General features: G+C 62.2%; 1 protein-coding gene. It reads left to right on the top strand.

The window, feature by feature from the left end; translation table 11 throughout:
* A partial coding sequence (locus tag AC0L20_RS41090) for a hypothetical protein (protein WP_473295841.1) occupies nt 1-270 on the top strand: 270 nt, incomplete at both ends.

The raw sequence follows: 270 nt of genomic DNA, 5'->3' as shown, positions 1-270 counted from the left end.
GACACCGACACCATCGCCGCGATCCTCGGTGCCATGCTCGGTGCCTGTCTGGGTCTGCAGTGCTGGCCGCCGGAGATGGTCGAGCAGGTCAGGCGAGTGAACGGCCTGGACCTGCAAGCGCTGGTTCAGAATCAGCAAACCCTGAATGGCTCGGGCGACAACCTGCGCGGGCGCTACAAGTCAGCGTACCAAAAGGGTGAATTCACGCCTGCGGTACTCCAGGCGATCTGGGACACGTTGCACTTGGACGACCCCGATGAACACTTGACC

This window comes from Bradyrhizobium sp. Kon58 (assembly GCF_055807455.1).
This window is presented reverse-complemented; position numbering and strand designations above follow the sequence as displayed.